Annotated in this window: 12 protein-coding genes, 1 other RNA gene and 1 pseudogene; 6 read left to right on the forward strand and 8 right to left on the reverse strand. The window is 30.7% G+C overall.

The window, feature by feature from the left end; genetic code table 11:
• The 3 genes and pseudogenes from ACH5TX_RS17785 to ACH5TX_RS17795 all read left to right on the forward strand — a co-directional run.
• A pseudogene (locus tag ACH5TX_RS17785) lies at positions 1–1324 on the forward strand (PorP/SprF family type IX secretion system membrane protein); the annotation flags it as partial.
• 311 nt (positions 1325–1635) lie between these two features.
• Positions 1636–9966 carry a T9SS type B sorting domain-containing protein gene (locus tag ACH5TX_RS17790; RefSeq protein ID WP_439340843.1) on the forward strand — a complete coding sequence of 2777 codons (8331 nt, stop codon included), beginning with the start codon at positions 1636–1638 and terminating at the stop codon, positions 9964–9966.
• A 40-nt stretch (positions 9967–10006) separates the two neighbouring features.
• Positions 10007–10984: a PorP/SprF family type IX secretion system membrane protein gene (locus ACH5TX_RS17795; protein WP_439340844.1), complete on the forward strand. Its 978-nt coding sequence runs from the start codon at positions 10007–10009 to the stop codon at positions 10982–10984.
• A 5-nt stretch (positions 10985–10989) separates the two neighbouring features.
• On the opposite strand, the gene ACH5TX_RS17800 is transcribed toward ACH5TX_RS17795, so the two are convergent.
• The 3 genes from ACH5TX_RS17800 to ACH5TX_RS17810 form a co-directional block, all read right to left on the reverse strand.
• Complete coding sequence (locus tag ACH5TX_RS17800; RefSeq protein WP_439340845.1) at positions 10990–11571, reverse strand: YceI family protein; 582 nt, start codon at positions 11569–11571, stop codon at positions 10990–10992.
• An 89-nt stretch (positions 11572–11660) separates the two neighbouring features.
• The gene (locus ACH5TX_RS17805; protein WP_439340846.1) at positions 11661–12935 is read right to left on the reverse strand and encodes a hypothetical protein; all 1275 of its coding nucleotides are present in this window, start codon (positions 12933–12935) and stop codon (positions 11661–11663) included.
• 27 nt (positions 12936–12962) lie between these two features.
• Positions 12963–13547 (reverse strand): YceI family protein, encoded by a 585-nt coding sequence (locus ACH5TX_RS17810; RefSeq protein ID WP_439340847.1) that lies wholly within the window; start codon positions 13545–13547, stop codon positions 12963–12965.
• A 243-nt stretch (positions 13548–13790) separates the two neighbouring features.
• Between ACH5TX_RS17810 and ACH5TX_RS17815 the strand changes: the two genes are divergently transcribed.
• Positions 13791–14933 (forward strand): MFS transporter, encoded by a 1143-nt coding sequence (locus ACH5TX_RS17815; RefSeq protein ID WP_439340848.1) that lies wholly within the window; start codon positions 13791–13793, stop codon positions 14931–14933.
• Between the two features lie 119 nt (positions 14934–15052).
• Here the strand turns inward: ACH5TX_RS17815 and ACH5TX_RS17820 are convergent, their stop codons facing one another.
• From ACH5TX_RS17820 to ACH5TX_RS17835, 4 genes are all read right to left on the reverse strand, one after another.
• On the reverse strand, positions 15053–15901 hold the full coding sequence (locus ACH5TX_RS17820; protein WP_439340849.1) for a carboxypeptidase-like regulatory domain-containing protein: 849 nt from the start codon (positions 15899–15901) through the stop codon (positions 15053–15055).
• A 93-nt stretch (positions 15902–15994) separates the two neighbouring features.
• Positions 15995–17014: a cytochrome d ubiquinol oxidase subunit II gene (locus ACH5TX_RS17825; RefSeq protein WP_439340850.1), complete on the reverse strand. Its 1020-nt coding sequence runs from the start codon at positions 17012–17014 to the stop codon at positions 15995–15997.
• A gap of 1 nt (position 17015) precedes the next feature.
• Positions 17016–18320, reverse strand: a complete 1305-nt coding sequence (locus ACH5TX_RS17830; RefSeq protein ID WP_439340851.1) for a cytochrome ubiquinol oxidase subunit I — start codon at positions 18318–18320, stop codon at positions 17016–17018.
• Between the two features lie 108 nt (positions 18321–18428).
• The gene (locus ACH5TX_RS17835) at positions 18429–19463 is read right to left on the reverse strand and encodes a glutaminyl-peptide cyclotransferase (protein ID WP_439340852.1); all 1035 of its coding nucleotides are present in this window, start codon (positions 19461–19463) and stop codon (positions 18429–18431) included.
• An 88-nt stretch (positions 19464–19551) separates the two neighbouring features.
• On the opposite strand from ACH5TX_RS17835, the gene ffs reads away from it, so the two are divergent.
• An RNA gene (gene ffs / locus ACH5TX_RS17840) (signal recognition particle sRNA small type) lies at positions 19552–19650 on the forward strand.
• Between the two features lie 125 nt (positions 19651–19775).
• Positions 19776–20579, forward strand: a complete 804-nt coding sequence (locus ACH5TX_RS17845; protein WP_439340853.1) for an SDR family oxidoreductase — start codon at positions 19776–19778, stop codon at positions 20577–20579.
• A 2-nt stretch (positions 20580–20581) separates the two neighbouring features.
• Here ACH5TX_RS17845 and ACH5TX_RS17850 read toward each other — a convergent pair whose 3' ends face one another.
• Positions 20582–22012 (reverse strand): TlpA family protein disulfide reductase, encoded by a 1431-nt coding sequence (locus ACH5TX_RS17850; protein WP_439340854.1) that lies wholly within the window; start codon positions 22010–22012, stop codon positions 20582–20584.
• Positions 22013–22149: the final 137 nt, after the last annotated feature.

Here is a 22149-nt window from a genome sequence, read left to right on the forward strand (position 1 = left end):
AGAAGAGCAGAAACGAGTTGAAGAAGCAACTAAGCAACGATTAATAGATGAAGCTAAAGCAAAAGAAGCAGAAGCATCCAGAGTTAAAATAGCTAAAGAGCAGGCTAAAGCAGAAGAATTGGCTAAACAAAAATTAGCAAACGAAGAAGCAGATTTAAGATTGAAAGAAGAAGAGCGGAAACGAGTTGAAGAAGCAACTAAGCAACGATTAATAGATGAAGCTAAAGCAAAAGCAGCAGAAGCAGCAAGAATTAAAACAGCTATAGAACAAGCTAAAGCAGAAGAATTAGCTAAACAAAAATTAGAGAAAGAAGAAGCCGATTTAAGATTAAAACAAGAGGAACAAAAACAACTAGAAGAAAAAGCTAAACAAGAAGCATTAAAGCAAGAAAGAGAAAATCAATTAATGGATACACTAGAATTAGATGGTGTGTTGGTTAAAGTTGCTCGAGATAAAGAATCTTTAGAAATAAAGAAAATGATAGAATTAACAGAAAATTCTAAAATTGAACAACAAGATTTATTAACTAAGTTAAAAGCTTTTATTACAACTAAGCAACAAGATTTAGATGATTTAAAAGAAGAGAATGATTTAAGTGAACAAGGGGTTGTTAGTGCTAAACCAAAGGTGTTTAAAAGTGTTTCTGCAGAAAACAGAGCAATAGAAGTGTTAACTGAAAATCTTAATAATCTAATTAATTCTCAAGAATCCAAATTGATAGAGCTTCAAGATTTGTTTAGCAAAAGATTAAAAATAGTTAAAGATAAAACTGAAGCTACAAATGTATTTTATCAACAAAAGATTGAGGAATTACAATCTGTTCAATCAAGAGCAATTCAAACAAAAGCAAGTTTACTTTCTACTTTAGAAGTTGTTAAAGTTGCTACTGAAATAGAAAGAAAACGAAGAATAAAACGTGCATCTTATGATAATGAAGAAGATCGTTATAATAAAGATAGAGCATCATTAAATCAAATAAAACAAAATACGCCTTTAAGTGCAGAACCATTAAGTGAGTCAGATTTTGATTTTGGTGAAGAGTTAAATAATAATATCAAAATTGTAAAAAATGTTTCTAATGAAGAAAGTGGTTATTATTTAGTAATAGCAGTGCATAGTGATATTTCTAAAAGAGATGAGTTTTTAAGAAAAGCTATAGCTTCAGGAGAAAAGAATATTAATTTCTTTTTTGATGTAAATACTAGTAAATATTATATTTATTACGATAAGTTTGATTACATAGATATTGCTAAGAAAACACTGGAATCAAAAGAAAACAAACCGTATAATAGTAAAATGTCTATGGTCAAAATAGAAAATTAAGGACTTCCTTTTATCTTAATTTTAAAATTCTTAATTATTCAGCAAAAACTTCATCTTGCATATAAAAAACCTACAAAAAGATATATTAAAACAGTTAAAGCGTTTTATTTGTCGTTAAACTGCGTTAATTTTACTATGTTTTTTCATTGTTTAAAAAAAAATACCGATATTTATACCGTTTAAAAACTTAAATTAAGGATAAATTACATGTTTTGTAGTATTAGTCTTGTTTCTGTGTTGAACAATTAAATTAAGAGTGATATATCTTTTTTATTCCCCAAAGTAAAAGAGAAAATTTAAATATAGCCACCATGAAAAAAACTACTTATGTAACAAAAGGAATTGTTTTTTTATTGTTTATTACTCTGTTTTGTAGTAACTATGTTTTTGCTCAATTACCTGTCCCTTTTTCACCTAGACTTCCTGGTGGAAGTATAAAAGTAAAAGGAGATATTATTTTAATTGGTAATGGTATAGTTACAGCTAAAGATTTGCCTTTGCCATATAATGGTACAGAAATAAATAATAATAATGAAGGTGTTTATGTAAATGTTGCAAGTGGAGGCGACCCATCAATATTTAGTTCAAGTAGTGCAGACTTAGCTATAAACAATAATTGTAAAAATATTTTATATGCTGGTTTATATTGGGCTTCTGTTTATCCATTAGAAGTAGCCAATAATAGAAGTGTACAATTTGAAGGCACACCTAGACTTGAAGATTGGAATCAAATTAAGTTTAAACTTCCAACGGGTGGATTTATAGATATAGTAGCTGATAATAACCCTGATCCAGTAGGTGATGAGGATGATATTATTTTTGATGGATATGAATATTATGGTTCAGGCGTAGAAAATTCATTTAAAGATTCACCAATAATATGCTATAAGAATGTAACAAGCTTGTTACAAGGTTTACCAGAAGCAGATGGTGAATATACTGTAGCAAATTTAAGAGCTACAAGAGGAATAAGAAGAGGAGGGTGTTCAGCAGGATGGACATTAGTAGTTATTTATGAAAGCCCTATATTACCAAGTAAATTTATTTCAGTTTTTGATGGATATGCTGGTGTACAAAATACCACAGAATTAGATATTCCTGTTTCAGGTTTTCAAACCTTACCAAGTCCTCTACCAGTAAATTCTAATATTGGGGTTGCAGCATTGGAAGGCGATATTGGTATTTCTGGTGATTCATTTCAATTTAAAGCAAGTACATCAGGTACTTATACTGTATTAAGTGACGTAATAAATCAATCAAACAATTTTTTTAATTCTAGTATTACTATTGATGGTGCACATGTAACTAATAGAAATCCAGCCAGTTTAAATACTCTTGGTTTAGATGTTAATAATTTTAGATTACCAAATCCATTAAATTCCGTTTTGCCTAATAATGCCACTGCAGGAGATTTAAAACTAACTACAAATGGAGATGGCTATGGTGTGTTTTTAACATCTTTTGCTGTTGAAATTATAGAACCTAAGATTACATTAACTAAAGTTGTTGAAGATCCAGCTGGGAATGACATTGGAAATCAATTGGTTAATCTTGGTGATGAATTAAATTATGTAATTGGTTTTCAAAATACAGGTAATGATGATGCAACAAATCTTATTATTAGAGATATACTGCCAATAAATATTGATTTTAATTATCCAGCAGATATGGGGTTATTACCTCCTGGTGTAACAGTTCAAAGTTATAACCCAACAACTAGAGAACTCATTTTTAGTGTTGATAATTCTGTTGTTGAAGAAAATGACCCAGTTCAAGAAATACGTTTTAAAGTAACTGTAGTGTCTTCATGTAGTTTATTAAATGATGCATGTTCAAATATAATAAGTAATCAAGCTTATGTAACTTATAACGGAACTATAAATTCGACTTTTGTAATTACCGATGATCCCAGTTTTAGTGCTAATACAGGTTGTTTAATAACACCTGCAGCAACAAATTTTTTAGCAGATCTTAATTGTGTTTTTGAGGAAGAAGTAATACTTTGTGGAGATAATGTTGTATTAACTGCAGGTAATGGTTACGATGCCTATTCTTGGTCTACAAGTCCTTCTGGAACTCCAGTAATAGGAACTACACAATCTATTACAGTTACAACACCAGGAACATATTATGTAAGTAACACGGCTATCGCACCTTGTCAATCCACTGAGCAAACATTTGAAGTTATTACGTTTGGAGCTAATGTTACAAATCCAGTTATCCCTTTTGCTGATCAAGTTGTTACTTGCCCTAATGATGGTAAATTATTACCTAATATCTTTTTGTGTGGAGCAAACGATTCAAGGTTTATTCAAACAGGTATCACTGATACAACATCTATGATATGGGAAAAATTAGATGAAACAAGTTGTACTGCAGTTATAAATCAAGATTGTGCTAATGAGGATTCTGGTTGTACATGGAATCAAGTAACGACCGGTCCCGATTTTATGGCAGATACTGCGGGTCAATATAGATTGACTTTAAATTATACAGGTGGTTGCTTTAATCAGTTTTATTTTAATATTTATACAAATTTATTAGTACCTACAGCTACAACAAAAGATATAATTTGTACAACACCGGGAGAAATTAATGTAGGAGGAGTTTCAAGTGGTTACGAATATAGTATTGATGGTATAAATTATCAACCAACTAATGTGTTTTCTATAACTTCTCCAGGTATTTATAGTGTATATGTGAGGCAAATTGGTGTAACTCCAAACCCATGTATTTTTTCAGTACCAGATGTACAAATAAGACAACGTGATTTTACGGTTTCAACAGATGTAATCCAACCATTTTGTAATGGAGGTATGGGGAGTGTGATTGTTGCTGCAAATGACGCTCGTCCTCAATATTATTTCTCAATTTATGAAGGTGCTACCCTTGTAAATAGTGTAGGTCCATTAGTTGCTAGTGATTATACTTTTAGTAATTTAAATCCAGGTATTTATACACTAAATGTTTCTACAGAAGATGGCTGTTTGTATACAGGAGATATTGAAATTATTAATCCTCCATTAATAGAAGCAACGGCTGCACTTACCAAACCATTAACTTGTACTGATGGGGAAATTACAGTCTATCCAGTTGGGGGGACAGCACCATATTTCTATTTTGTAAACAGTGCAACAGTTTTTCAAACATCACCCATAATTAGTGTAACAACTACAGGTGTTTATGATATTACCGTTGTTGATTCAAATAATTGTTCAGCAGATACATCAATAACAGTAAATACAATACCTGCTCCAGATTTCACTGTATCTAAAACAGATATTTTATGTGCTGAAGCAGTAAATTCAGGAAGTATTGATATTAACGTATCAAACCCAAATGGAAACACTTTAGAATATAGTATAGATAACGGGGTTACATTTTCAACTTCACCAGTTTTCACAGGATTAAGTGCTGGCGACTATGATGTTGTTGTTCAGTACACTTTTGGACCAGATGTATGTTTAACCACACCACAAGCGATAACAATTACCGTTGCTCCAGCAATTAATGGAACCGCAACTTTAACAACGCCTTATACGTGTACTACTAATGGAGTAATAACTGTTTCAGGTGTTTCTGGTGGAACAGCACCTTATACTTATAGTCTTGATGGTGTAAATTTTCAACCAGGTCTTATTTTTACAGGTTTAACAGATGGAACTTATACTGTAACCATACAAGATGCTAATAACTGTTCATTTGTTACGGCACCTGTAATTATAGATTCTTTAAACCCTCCAACAGATTTAGATTTTACTAATACACCTATAAGTTGTCCAGCATTAACTTCAGATGTAACTTTAACCCCAACAGGAGGAGTAACATCTTTAGAGTATAGAATAATATCTCCAACAACAACGTCTTATCAAACTTCAAATGTTTTTACAGGATTAGTATCTGATACTTATACTTTTGAAGTACGAGATGCTAATGATTGTATGTATGCAGAATCTTATACTATTGAACCATTAGCAGCTGTTACGGCAAGTATAGTAATAACAAAGGATTTAGATTGTACAGCATCTCCTGACGGATTAATAACAGGAAATGTTTTAAGTGGTGTAGCTCCATTTACTTATCAAGTTTCTCTTAATGGAATTGGATATGGTAGTTCAACCTCTATTGCAGGGACATCATTTACTCATTTAGCACCAACTGATGGGACATATCAATTCTTGATTACAGATGCTAACGGATGTACTTTTGAATCTGGTGTACAAACAATTAATGCTATTTCGTATCCTGAAATAAGTTCAATTTCTTCAACTCCAAATATCTGTAATGGTGATACAAATGGAACTATACAAGTTACTATTAATAATACTGTAGGCACACCTCCATTTATAATTAATGTTCGTAATGATACCACTGGAAGTAATTTTGGTAGTCAAACTAGTGGACTTCCTTCTGGTGATTACACCGTTACACTAACCGATTCTAAATCTTGTACGGATACTGCAACAGTAACAATTGCAGCACCCGATCCTATAAATGTTGTTTATCACCCAGAACCAATAACTTGCGACCCTATAGGAGGTATTTCAAAAGGTTCTGTTGTTGTTGATGGTGTATCTGGAGGAACAGCTCCTTATAATTATTTTGTAACTGGAACAAACGGATATTTTGATTCCGAACTTAATGTTTCTGGCTCTATTTCTACTACGTTTGATGTAGTTGATTTTGGATTATATCAAATTAATGTTGTAGATGCAAATGGGTGTTCTGTTTTAATTCAAGATGTATTAGTGGCATCGCCGCCAGACCATTTTGATATTACAGTTTCCTCACCGCCAGCAGATTGTTCTACAGGAGGTTCAGCCTTAGTTGCTGTAGGTACTGCTCTTGCTAGTGCAGGTCCTTTTCATTTTGCTATTTACACAGGTCCAGGAATGATTTATACAGCTCCAACAGCTTTTCCTTGGCAAGATGAAGATGCTATTGGAAGTAAGCAAACTACGTTTTATAATTTAATACCAGGAGCAACATATACATTTATTGTTTTTGATGAGTCAACAGGTTGTTATTATTATGAAACGTCTACCACCCCAATTCCAACAAATTCAACATTAACAGCTAGTACATTAATTTCAAATAATATTACTTGCGTTGGAAGTGCCGATGGTAATGTGAGTTTTGATGTAACAAGTATTTATCCAGTTTCTACTAATATTACATATGAAGTATATAATTCACAAACTTTAACACCTGTAGGTATTACAGGGGTAGGAACAGTACCAGCAAATGGGACATTAAACGTATCAAATTTTGAATCATTAGATTTTGGTAATTATTTTGTTTTAATTACTGAAGACGTAGGAGCAACTAACGCTGGTTGTAGTGTAGTAAGTGTTCCTTTTAATATTTCAGAATCAGCATTCGATTTAAATATTTCTGCTACTGTAGATAAGAATGCTAATTGTAATCCGAATTCAGGAGTTATTAATGCTATTGCAAGAGATGGTACAGCTCCATATTTATATCAAATAACTACATCAGCAACGCCTCCTTTGGATACTGATCCATCTTGGGCATCAGCTAATGTGTTTAATATGGATGCAAATAGTTATTATGTGCATGTTAAAGATGCTTATGGTTGTATTAGGTCTACACCTGTTTTAGTATTACCATCTGATCCAGAACCAGTAATTACAGCTACTCTAAACAATCAATGTACTGTAACAGAAGGTAACTTTGAAATAAATGTAGCATTAACTACAGCAGGTATTGCCCCATATAGTTATAGTATAGATGGCGGTGTTTTTCAAACACGTACAGCACCATTTTCTATATCAAATTTAGCTTCGGGAACACATACTGTTGAGGTACAGGATGCTAACGGATGTGGTAATTTAGTATCAGTAGATATTGTAGCACCAATAGCTATAATACCTAATGTTACAACATTACCGACATGTAATGACGATGATGGAGAAATAACAGTAGCAGGATCAGGCGGAACAGGATTTTATAGTTATTCTATTAGTCCAAGTCCTGCTTCAATAAGTTTAAGTGGTAATGTGTTTTCTGGAGTTCCATCAGGTACATATACTGTAACAATTACAGATACGGCAACCTTGTGCTCTGAAAGTGTAGAGGTCTTTTTGCAAGCTGCAACACTTCCAAGTATAACTATTACATCTCCAACTGCTGTAACATGTTTTGGAGATAATAATGGAACTTTTGAAATTAATGTTAGTGGGTATTCAGGATCTTATACATATGAGGTTTTTGATAGCTCATCTACTTCTGTTTTTGGTGTAGTTTCAGCTAATACGTCAACGAATCCAGTATTGGTTTCTGGTCTTTTAGCCGATAGTTATACGGTTGTTATAAATGAAACAGCAAGTCCTTTTTGTTCAGTAACATCTGGAGCTGTTATTATTTCAAGTCCGGCATCAATATTAACTGTAGTTGCATCAGAAACATCTAGCGTAACATGTGATGACGATAAAGGAACAATTACTGCAGTTGCAAGTGGAGATTGGGGAACTTATGAATATGAATTAACTGGAGCAGCAACGGTTGCATATTCTTCAAACGGAACATTTACAAATTTATCTGCAGGAGTTTATACGGTTAACGTAAGAGATGCAAGAAGTTGTATAGCTTCAGATGATGTTACTCTTATTATTCCAGATCCTATTGATGCTGTTGTTACAGCAAATACAACATTATTAACTTGTTTTGGAGATACTAATGCAAGTATAACAGCAAGTGCAGTTACAGGCGGGCAAGTAGGTAATTATTCATTTACACTAAATATGCTATCTCCTACTATAACATCATCTGGACCACAATCTTCTCCTGTTTTTACAGGATTAGGAGTAGGAACTTATAATGTTGTTATTACTGATGGCTATAATTGTGAATTTACTTCACCAGATATTACAATTGATCAGCCAACTCAAGTTCAAGCAGCATTGGTAAAAGTAACATCACAAACTTGTTCAACTGGTTCAACATTAGAGTTAAGTGCGACAGGCGGTACAGGAACTTATGAATATAGTGCTACTGAAACTTTTACAACGGTATTAGGATCATTTTCTTCATCTGTTGTAATTCCAGTTAGTGATGGTTCTTATGTGTATTACGTTAGAGATGCTAATGGTTGTAATGCTAATGTTTCAAATGAAATAACTATTGATCCTCTACCAACATTAGAAGTTGATATAGATACTACCAACGCTAAAATTAATTGTGCTGGAGATACTACTGGTGTTATTGTAGCAACTGCTATAGGTGGTTTAGGAAGTTATGTTTATACTTTACAAGATGACACAGGAACTAATATTTCACCACTTAATCAAAATGCTACGGGTGTTTTTACAGATCTTCCTGTAGGTGCTTATCAAGTAAGAGTAGATAGTGGAGATTGTTTAACAGCATCTTCAGTAATTCCAATTATTGAACCTTCTTTACCATTAGATGTTAATTTCACAGTTACAAATGTTACGTGTACTGGAGCTAATAATGGGTTGTTAGAAATTGTAGCTACAGGAGGTTCAGGTATTATAAAATATGCTATTTCACCACAATTAAATCAATTTTTTGAATCACCAATTTTTGAAAATCTAGCTTCAGGAAATTATCAAGCTATAGCTCAAGATGAATCAGGTTGTTTTGTTCTTTTTGATTTTGTAATTAACGATCCTATACCTGTTTCTCTTAGTATTGTACCAAATTCTATAATTCCAGAATTGTGTAATGGAGATGATAATGGAGCTTTTAGTATAGAAATATCTGGAGGAGAGATGCCATACAGTGTTGCTTTAGATGATATTAATGGTATTTATACAACAGGAACTTTAACTCAAGTACAGTTTGATTTTACAAGTTTATCTGGTGGCGATCATATTGTTTATGTAAGTGATGCTCTAGGTTGTGAGTCTGAATGGAATATAACGTTCCCAGAATCAGTACTTATTAATCCGGTTGTAGATGTAGAATATGGTTGTTCAAATAATTTATCAACTAATACTGTAACAGTTAGTGTTGATGCCAGTATTACAGATCTTTCAAATTTAAGCTATTCACTAGATGGAGGCCCATATCAAACAAGTAATGTGTTTATAAATGTACCTCAAGGCTTAAATCATTATATCGATGTAAGTCATACAAATGGTTGTATTAAACGAACAGACTTTTTTGATATTTTAGGTTATGATCCATTAACATTGGTATTACAAGATGGTGAACTAAATCAAATTGTTGCTGTTGTATCTGGTGGATCTGGTGATTATGAATTTACATTAAATGGAGAGCCATATGGTAGTGAAAACACATTTATTATTTATGCATCTGGAGATTATACAGTTACTGTAACTGACCGTTTTGGATGTGTAGCTTCTGCCACAAGGTATTATGAATATATAGATGTATGTATACCTAATTATTTTACACCTAATGATGATGGTAATTTAGATGAATGGGGACCAGGATGTACTAATCAATATAAAGATCTAGAGTTTAATATTTTTGATAGATATGGTCGTAAAATTGCCACCTTACGAGTTGGTGAAAAATGGGATGGTAGATATAATGGAGCAGAACTTCCAACGGGAGATTATTGGTATGTTGTAAAGTTAAATGATACAAAAGATAATCGTCAATTTGTAGGACACTTTACGCTTTATAGATAACGATAATTAATGGTAATAACCATTAAATATAAATAAACAAATGCGAAAATTAATTATATATATACTTTTCTTTTTTATAGCAAATAGCTATGGACAGGAGTTAAATTTGCCTGTTTTTACACAGTATTTAGCAGATAATAATTTTGTAGTATCATCAACATATGCAGGAATTGGCGATAATTTAAAAATAAGAGCTAACGGATTAACACAATGGGTTGGTATTAAAGGTGCGCCAGATAATCAATCGCTTTATGGTGATTTTAGAATTTCAAATCGTTCAGGTGTCGGATTTTCAATGTATAATGATAGAAATGGAAATACTATTCAAACAGGTTTTAAGTTTTCTTTTGCACATCATCTTACCTTAGATTATTATTCTAAACAATATTTGTCATTTGGTATATCTTATAATATTAATAATTTTAGAATAGATATTAATAATTTTAATACCACTTATGAAAACCCAATTATAGATCCTTTTGTTACAGACGATAGAAGAACATCAAATAACAATTTTGATGCTGGTTTTTTGTATAGAAATAAAGGATTTTTTTTAAGTTTTAATGTTAATAATCTTTTAGATAAAGATATTGATAATAGTATTAGGGTAGCAGAACCTAACTTACTTTTAAACTATCAAATATATTCGGGGTACACTTTTAATGGCCCCAAAAAAAGTGGCTTAGAGTTTGAACCATCTGTATATTACCAAATGTTTGCAAGCGATAAACGTTCTAGTAGCGATTTAAATTTTAAAGTACGAAAGTTTAATAGAAAAGAAGATTATGTTTGGGCAGGTATCTCGTATCGTTTCCTTAACGATCAATTATTAAAACCTTTAAATATAGGTCCTATGGTAGGGTTTCAAAAGAGTGTTTTCTATTTTGGGTATGCTTATCAAATAACAACAAACGAATTATCTGCTTACAATTCTGGTACACATGTTATAACCATTGGATTGAATTTTTTACAAGGTATTAGCAATTGCCCTTGTGTGCAAAGTGCTGTGCATAAATAATTCCGTTAGCATTTTTTAATAAGTAGTTGAAAATCTATTTCAATAGTTTCGTTAACACAAATTAGGCCTAGTAATTTTTTAGGAGGTTCAATATTAAAATCACAAATATTTAATGTTAAAAGTCCTTTAACAAACAACTCATTTTTATTGTCTAATATTACTGGTGTTTGATATTGTTTAACTACTCCAGCAATTTCTATTTCTATTGTAGCGTTTAAAAAGGCGTTTTCTTTATCTATTTTTTCTATTTCTTTTAATTTTAGAAATATTTCAGGGTATTTTTTAGATTTTAATAAGTCTTGAAAATCTTTATTCATGCCTTTGTTTCCGCAATCAAAACAAGCGTTATTTAAAACAAGTTCCGTTTTTTTAAACACCATTTTATGGTCTTCAATCTCAAAAAAAACAGGAATGGGTTTTTTTAAGTTTGTAACATTAAATACACAATCAAAAGTGTTAATATTAGTTTTTCCTTTAACTACCAATTTACTTTTAGGAGTAATAATTACAGAAGTGCTTTTTGCAGTGCCTCTATTTGTAAATGAAACTAATAGTAAAATAGAAAAAATATATACAATGTTTTTCATGTTTTTGGTTTTAAATTGAATATATAATGAAATTAAAAAGAAAAAAGTCTCAATGAAACTTCTGCTTCATTGAGACTTATAATTTTTTATTAAAAGCTTATAGCCGCTTCTGCCATAAATCCATTAAATTTACCATCATTTAATATGCTTCCAACATCATAACCATCGTAAGTTTGGTTTACATATTCTAATTTTAATAAAATATTTTTAGTCATAAACCATCCAGCTCCAAGCTGTGTTCTTTTAACTTTAACATCGGCACTAGTTTCTTCTGCATCAACAACATTATATCGTCCACCAATATATAAGTTTTCATTAGTACCAAAACGGTATATAAGTTCTCCTGCATATTGTTTTGCAGTTCTTTCATCAGCTCCAGCAGCTGTTTTACCTTTAGAATTTTCAATAGTTCCAAAAAATTCTAATCCTTGATATTTTAAAAACGGATTAAACATTATAGCTGTGATGCTATTTCTAAAATTAGGATTGTAACGTCCAGATCTGAAATCATCAGATGTTGCAGTTGCAGCTGTCATAACACTATAATATCTAGAACCAGCTCTATCAGCTGCATATAAATTAGCATTTCCTAAATAACCAGTGTTATAAATAGATCCTGTTAATCTAAATCTAAAATCTTCATTATACTGTTTGTCATACCCTAATTTTGCTAAGAAAGTAGCTCCTCCTGTTTTATCATTTGCTGCTTTTTCTGGAGATTGGTTTAGTTTACCGTTTGATAACCCAACCATAGCTAAAAGACCACTATCACATCTATATAATAATTCAGCGCCAACTTCAGTTGTAAAAGCATCCATTAATAAGTTTCCAACAAAAGGGTTATAAATAGCTTGTGCGTTATCAGTTCTTCTAAAATGTGCATCACCATAGTTGTTTTCCATATGACCAATTTTAATAGTAGCATGTTTCATGAATTCTCCTAAAAAGCCTTCACTGATAAAGTCTAATTTATCAATTTGAAAGTAACCTCCTTTTACATAAGGTTCATGATGATGACGAGAAGAAAGAAAAGTACGTAAATGCATTCTAACACCATCAAATAAAGCGACATCTAAGTCTAAGTTTGCAGTTGCTAGATTAAAGTTTGCCCCAATTTCTTTTAACTCTAAACCTGTTGTTCCTGAATTTTCATTGTCTAGAGCTTGATATTGAATAGTTGAAGCACCACCAATTCTTACTTTTACATCATTAAAAGTTGTGATTGTATCTTTTGGACTTTCAAATACATTTATCCCATTTTTATCTGGTTGTCTGTAATTATCTAAGTTTCTATTTTGAGCATAAAAACTGAATCCAGTTAAGATTAGCCCAATTAGCATTGATTTTTTTAAAATTGATTTCATGATTTTTATTTGTTAAGTGTTATTAAGTTATATAAAGGTTGTTGAAAATTTAATAGTTATATCATCTCCTGTAGTAATGGTTCCAAATAATGCTTTTGGAGGGTTAATATTAAAATCTGTCATTTTAATTTTTTTCTCTCCTGTTAAATTTATTTTACTTCCATTTATACTTGCTGTAAAGTTTAGTATGATCTGTTTTTTTACACCAGCAATAGTTAAGTTTCCTATAGATTTTACAGAATAGATTCCATTACCTTTGTTTGTTACTTCTTCAACATTGGTTAATTGAAAATTAATTGTTTTATAATCATCTGTTTTTAAAGCTTTGTATGTGTTTTTATCCATAGAGTTTTTACCACTCTTTAAGCTTTCAGCATTCATGATTATATTGCAATCTTTTATATTACAATTATCAATGTTTTCAAATACTATGGTGCCGCTTTGAGTTTCTTCAGTAATATGCCAATCGTGCAAACTTGAAGTTCCTAGTACTGTTAATGTAGATTCGCTATTGTTTAAATTGAATTGTTGTGCTTGACTTAGGTTTATTGTAAATAATATTATCACGAATAAACTTAGTAGTTCTGATTTTGGATTTTTTAATATTGACATAATTTAGATTTGTTTTAAATAATAATACAAAGGTTGTCTGATTTCAGATATTAAAATATGATTTTGATCATGTTTTAGTAATATGCTTGTTTTGTTAGTTTATCTTTAATAAAACCAATGAGTTAGAGTGTGTTGTTATTGAATATTCATTTTTTTATTATGACTATTAGGTTATATATTTAATGGAATTATGCTTTTTTATAAAGCATTCCACTATTTTTGCGGCTCAAAAAAAATGAGTTAATGGAATTAAGGTCTAAACAACGTATAGCGTTAAGCACATACTTTTTTTTATCAGGTATTTGTTTTTCTAGTTGGGCGTCTCGAATTCCAACAATAAAATCTTTTTTTAATTTTAATGAGGCCGAATTAGGGACTATTCTTTTGGCAATGCCTATAAGTTCTCTCATAGGGTTACCCATTTCTGGTTGGTTAGTATCAAAGTTTGATAGTAGAGTACCCTTAATAGTAGCTTTTGTCTTTTTTTCTATATCACTTACCTTAATAGGTTTTGCAAGCACGCCTTTTTTATTAGTAGCTGCCGTTTGTTTTTTTTCATTTTGTATGCGTATCATAAATATTTCTATGAATACACAATCTATAATCTTGCAAAAAAAGTTTGAGAAACGTGTTGTAGGAGCTTTTCATGGTCTTTGGAGTACAGGAGGATTAGTTGGAGTAGGGTTTTCTACTTTAATGGTGAAAATGAATATTGCTATTCAAATACACTTGTCTATTATTTCAATAATGGTGTTGTTAATAGCTTTAATGGCCTATAAATACACATTAAAGAATGATAAATCACCATCTGGCAATAAATTAATATTAGGAAAACCAGATCCGTTTATACTGTATTTGGGCGTTATAATATTTATAGGAGCTATATGCGAAGGCGGTATGTTTGATTGGAGTGGAGTGTATTTTAAAGAAGTTGTAAAAGAAGACGTCTTTACTTATGGTTACCTTATGTTTATGCTAACTATGGCATTATCTAGGTTCTTTTCAGATAGATTAGTAAACCAAATAGGATTACAAAAAATATATATTTTAAGCTCTGTTGTCATTTCATTTGGCATGCTAATAGCAATTGTATTTCCCTATTTTTGGTCGGCATTATTTGGGTTTTGTTTGGTAGGATTTGGTACTGCAGCTATTTTTCCAATGACAATATCGTTAGCAGGAACTTCAAAAAAATATTCTCCTGGTATGGCTATTTCAATAATAACTACCTATGCTATTTTTGGTATGTTATTAGGTCCTCCGTTAATAGGCTATTTAGCACATGCTTTTAATTTACAAAAGGCCTTTTTAGTTTTTGTAATTCTTGGCTTTATGTTTATTCCTGTTTCTTATTCGTTTTTTAAATACCAGTCAAAAAATAATTAGGGCTTTACATTTATCCGGGTTTAGGTCAGGACAAAGGTCTGGCTATCCGTTATAGTTTTGGCTCGATACTCACCTCGCCAAAAGCTGTCACTACTATCCATAACGCAAAACAATACTATCTAAAAAAGGTTAGTGATTTTATAAAACAATTTACCAACATTAGTGCGCTCAATTTCACCATTTTTTAATTTTTGTTTGCGTATTTTTCTTTGTTTTTTATAAAAGGCAGCACCATTTTTTCTGGCAAATTCTCTTTTTCTTTTTTGTTCCAATGCTTCTTCAGGAGTTAATTGGTATGGTGTAGTACAAGATGTTGCACCTCCAACAGTTACAATCATTTCTCCCGAAATATCTTCTTCTAATTCTAATAAAATAGGTTCAGAAAAACCATTAGTAAGTTTAAGCTCTTTAGTTTTAAAGCCAATATAACTTATAACTAATATATCATCTGCTTTAGCTTCAATAGAAAACTTTCCATCAATATCTGTTGTTGTACCAATTTTCGAACTTTTAATAATAATATTAGCTCCAGGTAAAGGTATTTTATCAGCATCCAAAATAACACCTTTTATTAGGTTGTTTTCTACTTTAGGAGTGCTTTTAATTTTTCCTTGAATCTCATTATTATGTGTTTTATCAACTAGAACCGTTTGAGGTTTCTCTTGAGCAAATGATTCCTGACTCGAGATTCCTAAAAAAGCAAATAGTCCAGACGCTACATAAGATAAATAATTGTTTTTTTCTTTTCTGCTAAAGACTAAATCACGTTTTAATTGAGTGTTTTTAAATCGCCCGCAAACATTTCCATTTTTAGTGAATGTTTGTACAATTTGTTCGTCTGTTTTTGAAGTAAAATCATAAACAGTTTTTTTACATACAGCACAATGTCTACCTTTTTCTTCAGGAGTCATAGTGTTCCAGTCTTCATGACATGGTTTTGGAATATCAATGGTTATAACTTTTCTCATAGTTCAAATAACTATAAGAAAAACATTAAATAAAACTAAAAATGAGTGAACGCCCCTTTCTAGTGAGTGAAATCATTTTTGTTGCAAGTAATTTTATCTTTCAAAAACTTTAATCATTTTAAAAGACTTAAATAAATGAAATAAGCCAGGTAAAATAATAAGTCCTCCAACAATTAAAGAAGCACCCAAAACTGTGATAACACTTTCAGTTGCTGCTGTATCAATAAGGCTAATTTCCTTATTAGCTGCTATAATTAAATCTGGAAAATGTGTAATAAAAGCAGCAATCATAATTAATACAACCTGTATGCCTGCTAAAGATCGGCTAATAATTTGATGAGCATTTTTTATGCTTTTCAATAAAGGGTATATTAAAATAGCCGACAAAACTACCAAACTTATAGCATAAGGATTGTCTATAAAATCGGTTACAAAGGATACATTAAAAATAAAGCCATAGCATAATAAAACAAATCCCATTGCAATTACAATAATGGTAGCTATTTTAGATTTTTTAACATATATGCTTGTATCTTCATCATTAGCTTCACCAATTAATAATACAGCAGTTAAAAAGGCACATAGTGCCGCAAAAAAACATCCTACTAAAATAGAAAAACCATTAAGCCAAGGGTTTATAAATAATTCGTAAAAGGTGAAATTTTCATAGTTGTCAGTTATAATTAATTGACCAGATAACATAGCACCAAAAGTGGTTCCTAAAAAAATAGGAGTGAGGAGACTAGATATTCTAAACATCCAATCATATAGAATTTGTGAACTGTCTTTATAAGCATCATAATGTCTAAATACAAAAGCAACACCTCTTAGCGTAATTCCTAATAAAATAAGGGTTAACGGAACATGTAAATACACAACAAGCACGTTATAAAAATCTGGAAATCCTACCCATAAAATAACCATAAGAATAATAATCCATATATGATTTGCTTCCCAAACAGGCCCCATAACACGGTAGACCGTTTTTTTTGTTATGATTTGATTGTCTTCAGAAGAAAATAATTCAATAATTCCTGCTCCAAAATCGGCTCCAGCTAAAACAACATAAAGTAGTAACGAAAACATTAAAAAGAATAAAACAACGTATAACATATTAAGCTAGTTTAGAATTGTTAAGCGATTTTATTTGACGCATCATAAGCCATGTAACAGCCACAGTTAGTATGCTGTAAAGTACTACATACATATAAAAACTATAAACCATTCCTGGCATAGGGGTAACGGCATCTTTTGTTTTCATAATATTATGAATAATCCATGGTTGTCTACCAACTTCGGTAACAATCCAACCAGCTTCTAGTGCTATAAATCCCATAGGAGCTAATATGGTAAATAGTAACCAAAACAGTTTATTAAGCCACCATTTTTTCTTTTTTAAACTTATAAAAAATAAGATTCCAACTATTAGAAGTAGCGTGCCAATACCCACCATAACTTGAAATGCATAATGTACAATGGCAACTTTAGGTCTTTCATCTTCAGGAAAATCGTTAAGTCCTTTTACTTCGGCATTAAAATCTCCAAACGCTAAAAAAGAAAGTGCTTTAGGAATTTCAATTTTATACGATACTTTTTGTTTTTCTTCATCTACAATCCCACCAATATAAAGAGGAGCGCCTTTACTCGTTTCATAATGGGCTTCCATAGCAGCTAATTTAGCTGGTTGGCGTTGTGCTATATCTTTTGCAGAAATATCGCCACTTAAAGGTTGTAATATAGCAGCAATAGCTCCAAAGGTTATAGCGATTTTAAAAGCTTTTTTATGAAGTTCTACATGTTGCTTCTTATATATTTGAAAAGCATGAATACCTGCTACAGCAAACCCTGTTGCAGTAAAGGCAGCAAGTGTCATGTGTAAAGCTTGAGTAAACCAAGCAGGATTAAATAAGGCTTTTACGGGGTCTATATTTAAAAATTCACCATTTATATAATCAAATCCAGAAGGAGCATTCATCCATCCATTAGCAGATACGACGAGTATGCCCGACAAAACACCAGAAATACCAACAATGACACCTGTAAGCCAATGAAATTTTTCAGGCAGTTTTTTCCAACCATATAAATAAAACCCTAAGGCTATGGCTTCAACAAAAAAAGCAGCACCTTCTAATGAAAAAGGCATGCCAATTATAGGACCAGCATATTTCATAAATTCAGGCCACAATAACCCCAATTCAAACGATAGGGCTGTTCCAGAGACTGCGCCTGTAACAAAAAAAATGGCAACACCTTTTTGCCATGATTTAGTCAGTTTTAAATAAATAGGATCTTTTGTGTTTAACCATTTTTTATGAGCAACAATCATAAAAAAAGGCATTACCATACCTATGCAAGCAAACACAATGTGAAAAATTAGGGTAAATGCCATTTGTAACCTAGCAGCATCTAAATTATCCATAAAAAAGGGCTTTAAAATAGTATTACAAAGATACTTTTTAAAGCCTAATTTTTAGGTAACAATTATTACAAATGGGTAAAAAATTTTACTAAAAAAATAATAAGTATTTTACTTCTCAATAATTTCAACTTCAAATAATTTGTCCCAACGTTTGCCAGTTACAAAAACTGTTTTTGTAGTTGGGTTGTAAGCAATGCCATTTAGTACATCTAAACCTTCGTGTTGAGTTACTAATTTTTTTAATGGAGAAAAATCTATAACACCAATTACAGCTCCGTTTTTAGGATTAATAATGGCAACGCCATCTTTTTGGTATCGGTTTGCATAAATGCTTCCGTTAATCCATTCCATTTCGTTAATACCAACAATTTTTCCTTTGTTAGTGTAAACTTGTATATATGATTCTTCTACTAAAGTTTCAGAATTTAACAACCATATTTTTTCGGTACCATCACTTTTATAAATTGTTGTATCGTTATTGCATAATCCCCAACCTTCTTTACTATTGCCATATTTAAAGCTACTTAGTTTATCAAAAGAATTTATATCATAAACAAAACCAGTGCCTTTTCTCCAAGTTAGTTGGTATACTTTATCGTGTAATATGGTTAAGCCTTCTCCAAAGTATTCATCGGCTAAATCTATGTTTTTTAATACTTTTCCTGTTTTATAATCTATATGTCTCAGTTTCGATTCTTTATACAAACCATCACTTTCATATAAACTATCGTTTAAAAATTCGAGTCCTTGCGTGTATGATGTAATATCGTGAGGATATTCATTAATAATTTTATAAGTATAAATTTTAGGAGCTTCGTTATTTAAAACTGTAATAGTTGTATTGATTGTTTCTTTTTCATTATTAAAATAAACGGTAGCTTCAATAGTTTGTTTTCCTAATTTTTGATTTTTCAAACTAATGTTGTCACTTATTCGTTTTCCTTCAAAAGCATAAGTTATAGAATCTATTGTATGACTTTTTTTGTTTTCAATAGATAGTTTTAGAGTCTCATTGATAGAAATATTACCCTTTATAGCATTAGTTTTTATAGAAAAATCATTTTTTTTCTGACCTGTTTTTGATCCGCAAGCAATAAGAGATCCGCTTAAAAATATGATTGTTAAGTATTTAATAATTTTCATAGTTACTGTAAAATTTTAAGCAAGGTATTTATTTAAAATCAGTTTAAAAAATCATTGTGAAATTTTTAAAAGGTTGTATCTTTGCACTCGGCAAGTCCTACACAACCAGCTCCTGTTGAATCCTCCAGGTCGGGAACGAAGCAAAGGTAAATGGTCGTAGCGGTGTGATGTAGGTAGCTTGCCTTTTTTTGTACAATAAACTCAAATCTTGAAAGCTATGGCGAATCAAGATTTTTTAGTTTTTGAACATTTCCTCGAAAGCAGGAATCTTATAATTAATATTGTATTTTTAAGGAATAAATAACATAAAGTATGTCTAAAGTTGTTTTAATAACAGGAGGGTCTTCTGGTATTGGTAAATCTATAGGAGAGTTTTTAAATGAAAAAGGTTTTAAAGTTTATGGAACCAGCAGAAAACCAGAGAATTATCCTGAAAGCAAGTTTCCTATTTTAGCTTTAGATGTAGCGAATAATGATACTATTTTACAAACAGTTAAGACTATAATTGAAACTGAAGGACAATTAGATGTTGTAATAAATAATGCAGGAGCCGGAATTACAGGACCTATTGAAGAAGTACCAGAAGAAGAAATTAAAGCTAATTTTGAAACTAATTTTTTCGGACCCATAAAAGTTATTAAAGCGGTATTGCCACAAATGCGTAAACAACAATCTGGTTTAATTATAAACGTTACATCAATTGCAGGTTATATGGGCTTGCCTTATCGAGGTATTTATAGTGCTAGTAAAGGAGCTTTAGAACTTTTAACGGAGGCTTTTAGAATGGAAATAAAAGATTTTAATATTAAAATGACTAATGTAGCTCCTGGTGATTTTGCTACTAATATTGCTGCAGGAAGATACCACGCTCCGCTTTTAGATGATTCTCCTTATAAAAAGCCTTACGGCGATACTTTAGATCTTATGAATACGCATGTTGATAATGGTAGCGATCCTTATTTAATGGGAAAAGAAGTATTTAAAATTATAAATACAAGTACACCTAAAGTGCATTATAAAGTAGGGGAGTTTATGCAGAAATTTTCTATTGTTTTAAAACGAATTTTACCAGACACCGTTTATGAAAAACTGCTTATGAACCACTATAAACTATAGGACTATTTATTAATTAAGCCTAAAAGTTCTTCTTCAAAATTTCTAGAAAATATATTGGTATTATTATTAGCAATTTTTTTGTTCTTATCTATTAAAATTGTTTTTGTCATAGGGTGAATGGCAAAAGTTTCTATAGAAGCTTCTCGGTTTTTAAAGTGATATTCATCGTCAAACGAAAAGCTATTAGATTCTAAAAATTGTTTTGACTTTTTTATATCAAAATCATCAATGTTAATAGAGATGAATTTAACTTCTGGGTATTTTCTTTTTAAGTCGTTAATTTTAATGTGATTATCTTTAAAATGATCATAGTAAGTATGCGACCAAAAACTTATAACAGTTGGAGAATTTACTAAGTTATTTATACTTAATTCATCATTTTTATAATTAATAATAGTTACGTTAGGAATTTGTGATCCTATTTTTAAATTATTAATTGAGTTCGTAAAACGAGTTATCATTTCTTTTCCTTTTTCATCCTTACTTTTATTTAAGTAAGCATTTAAGATAATCTCGTTATTTTTTAAGTTTTTATTTTTTGAAATATAATTTACGGTAAAATGGTAAAGTAATCCATCTTTTATGTATGGATTACTAACTAAACTATCAATAAGCTTAAGCCTGTCTAAATTATAGCATAAATCACTTCTCTTAAATTTATTGTCAATCTCCTTATGATGATCAAAATGTTCTTGAAGGGCTAAATTGTTAAAACTAGATTTTAAAAAATTATTATAAATAAAATTATAGTCTTTTAGTAAGCTATCATTATAACTAACATTTTTTCTATAATCATAAAAATCTTTTGGTAATGATTTTAAAAGATCTTTTTTGCTATCACCATGATGCCATAACGGGTATACTTCTTTACTAAAGTAATAATTATATTTATTATTTGTTTTTGCTATTTTTTCAAATAAACTAGAAGGTTTGTATTTTTTTAAAAAAGCATTTAGTTTAACTTTTTTTAATAATGATAATGAATCTAACTTGTTTTGATAATCTTTTGGATTAAGCTGACAATACTTATAAATGCTTTTTTCAATTATCTCGTTTTCTAGAAAATCATTAATTAAGTAGTTGTTTTTTTTAGCTCCAACACCTGTAAATACTAAAGATTCATCAAAATCTATGGTGTTTAACCTTAAAAGAAGGCTATCATTAGGCTCTAAAAAAACTATTTGAAATTCGTTACCATGTTTAAAAGTATAAATTCCTTCTTTTAGATTATCAATTTTTTTTATAAATCTATTTCTTCCATCAAGATCAATGGTGTCTATAACAATGTTAGATCTAGATAGTATTATAAAGTTAGTATTAGGGTTAATAATTTCACCACCCAAATAGGCAATTTGATTTTCTGCTTTATTGGAATTGTTTTTACAACCAAAAAGCATTAATGATGATATAATAACTGCTAAAAATAATTTCATAAGTCCCTCAGCAAAGAATTACTAACAAAAATATGGCTTGTATTTATAAACTCCTGTTAATGCGTTGTTAAAAGTTTTATAACAGAAAAACCTTTTAACAAGAGAGATTACATAAAAATAGATGAACTAAGTTTCGT

Source organism: Thalassobellus citreus (assembly GCF_044385915.1).
Taxonomy (GTDB): Bacteria; Bacteroidota; Bacteroidia; order Flavobacteriales; family Flavobacteriaceae; genus Thalassobellus; species Thalassobellus citreus.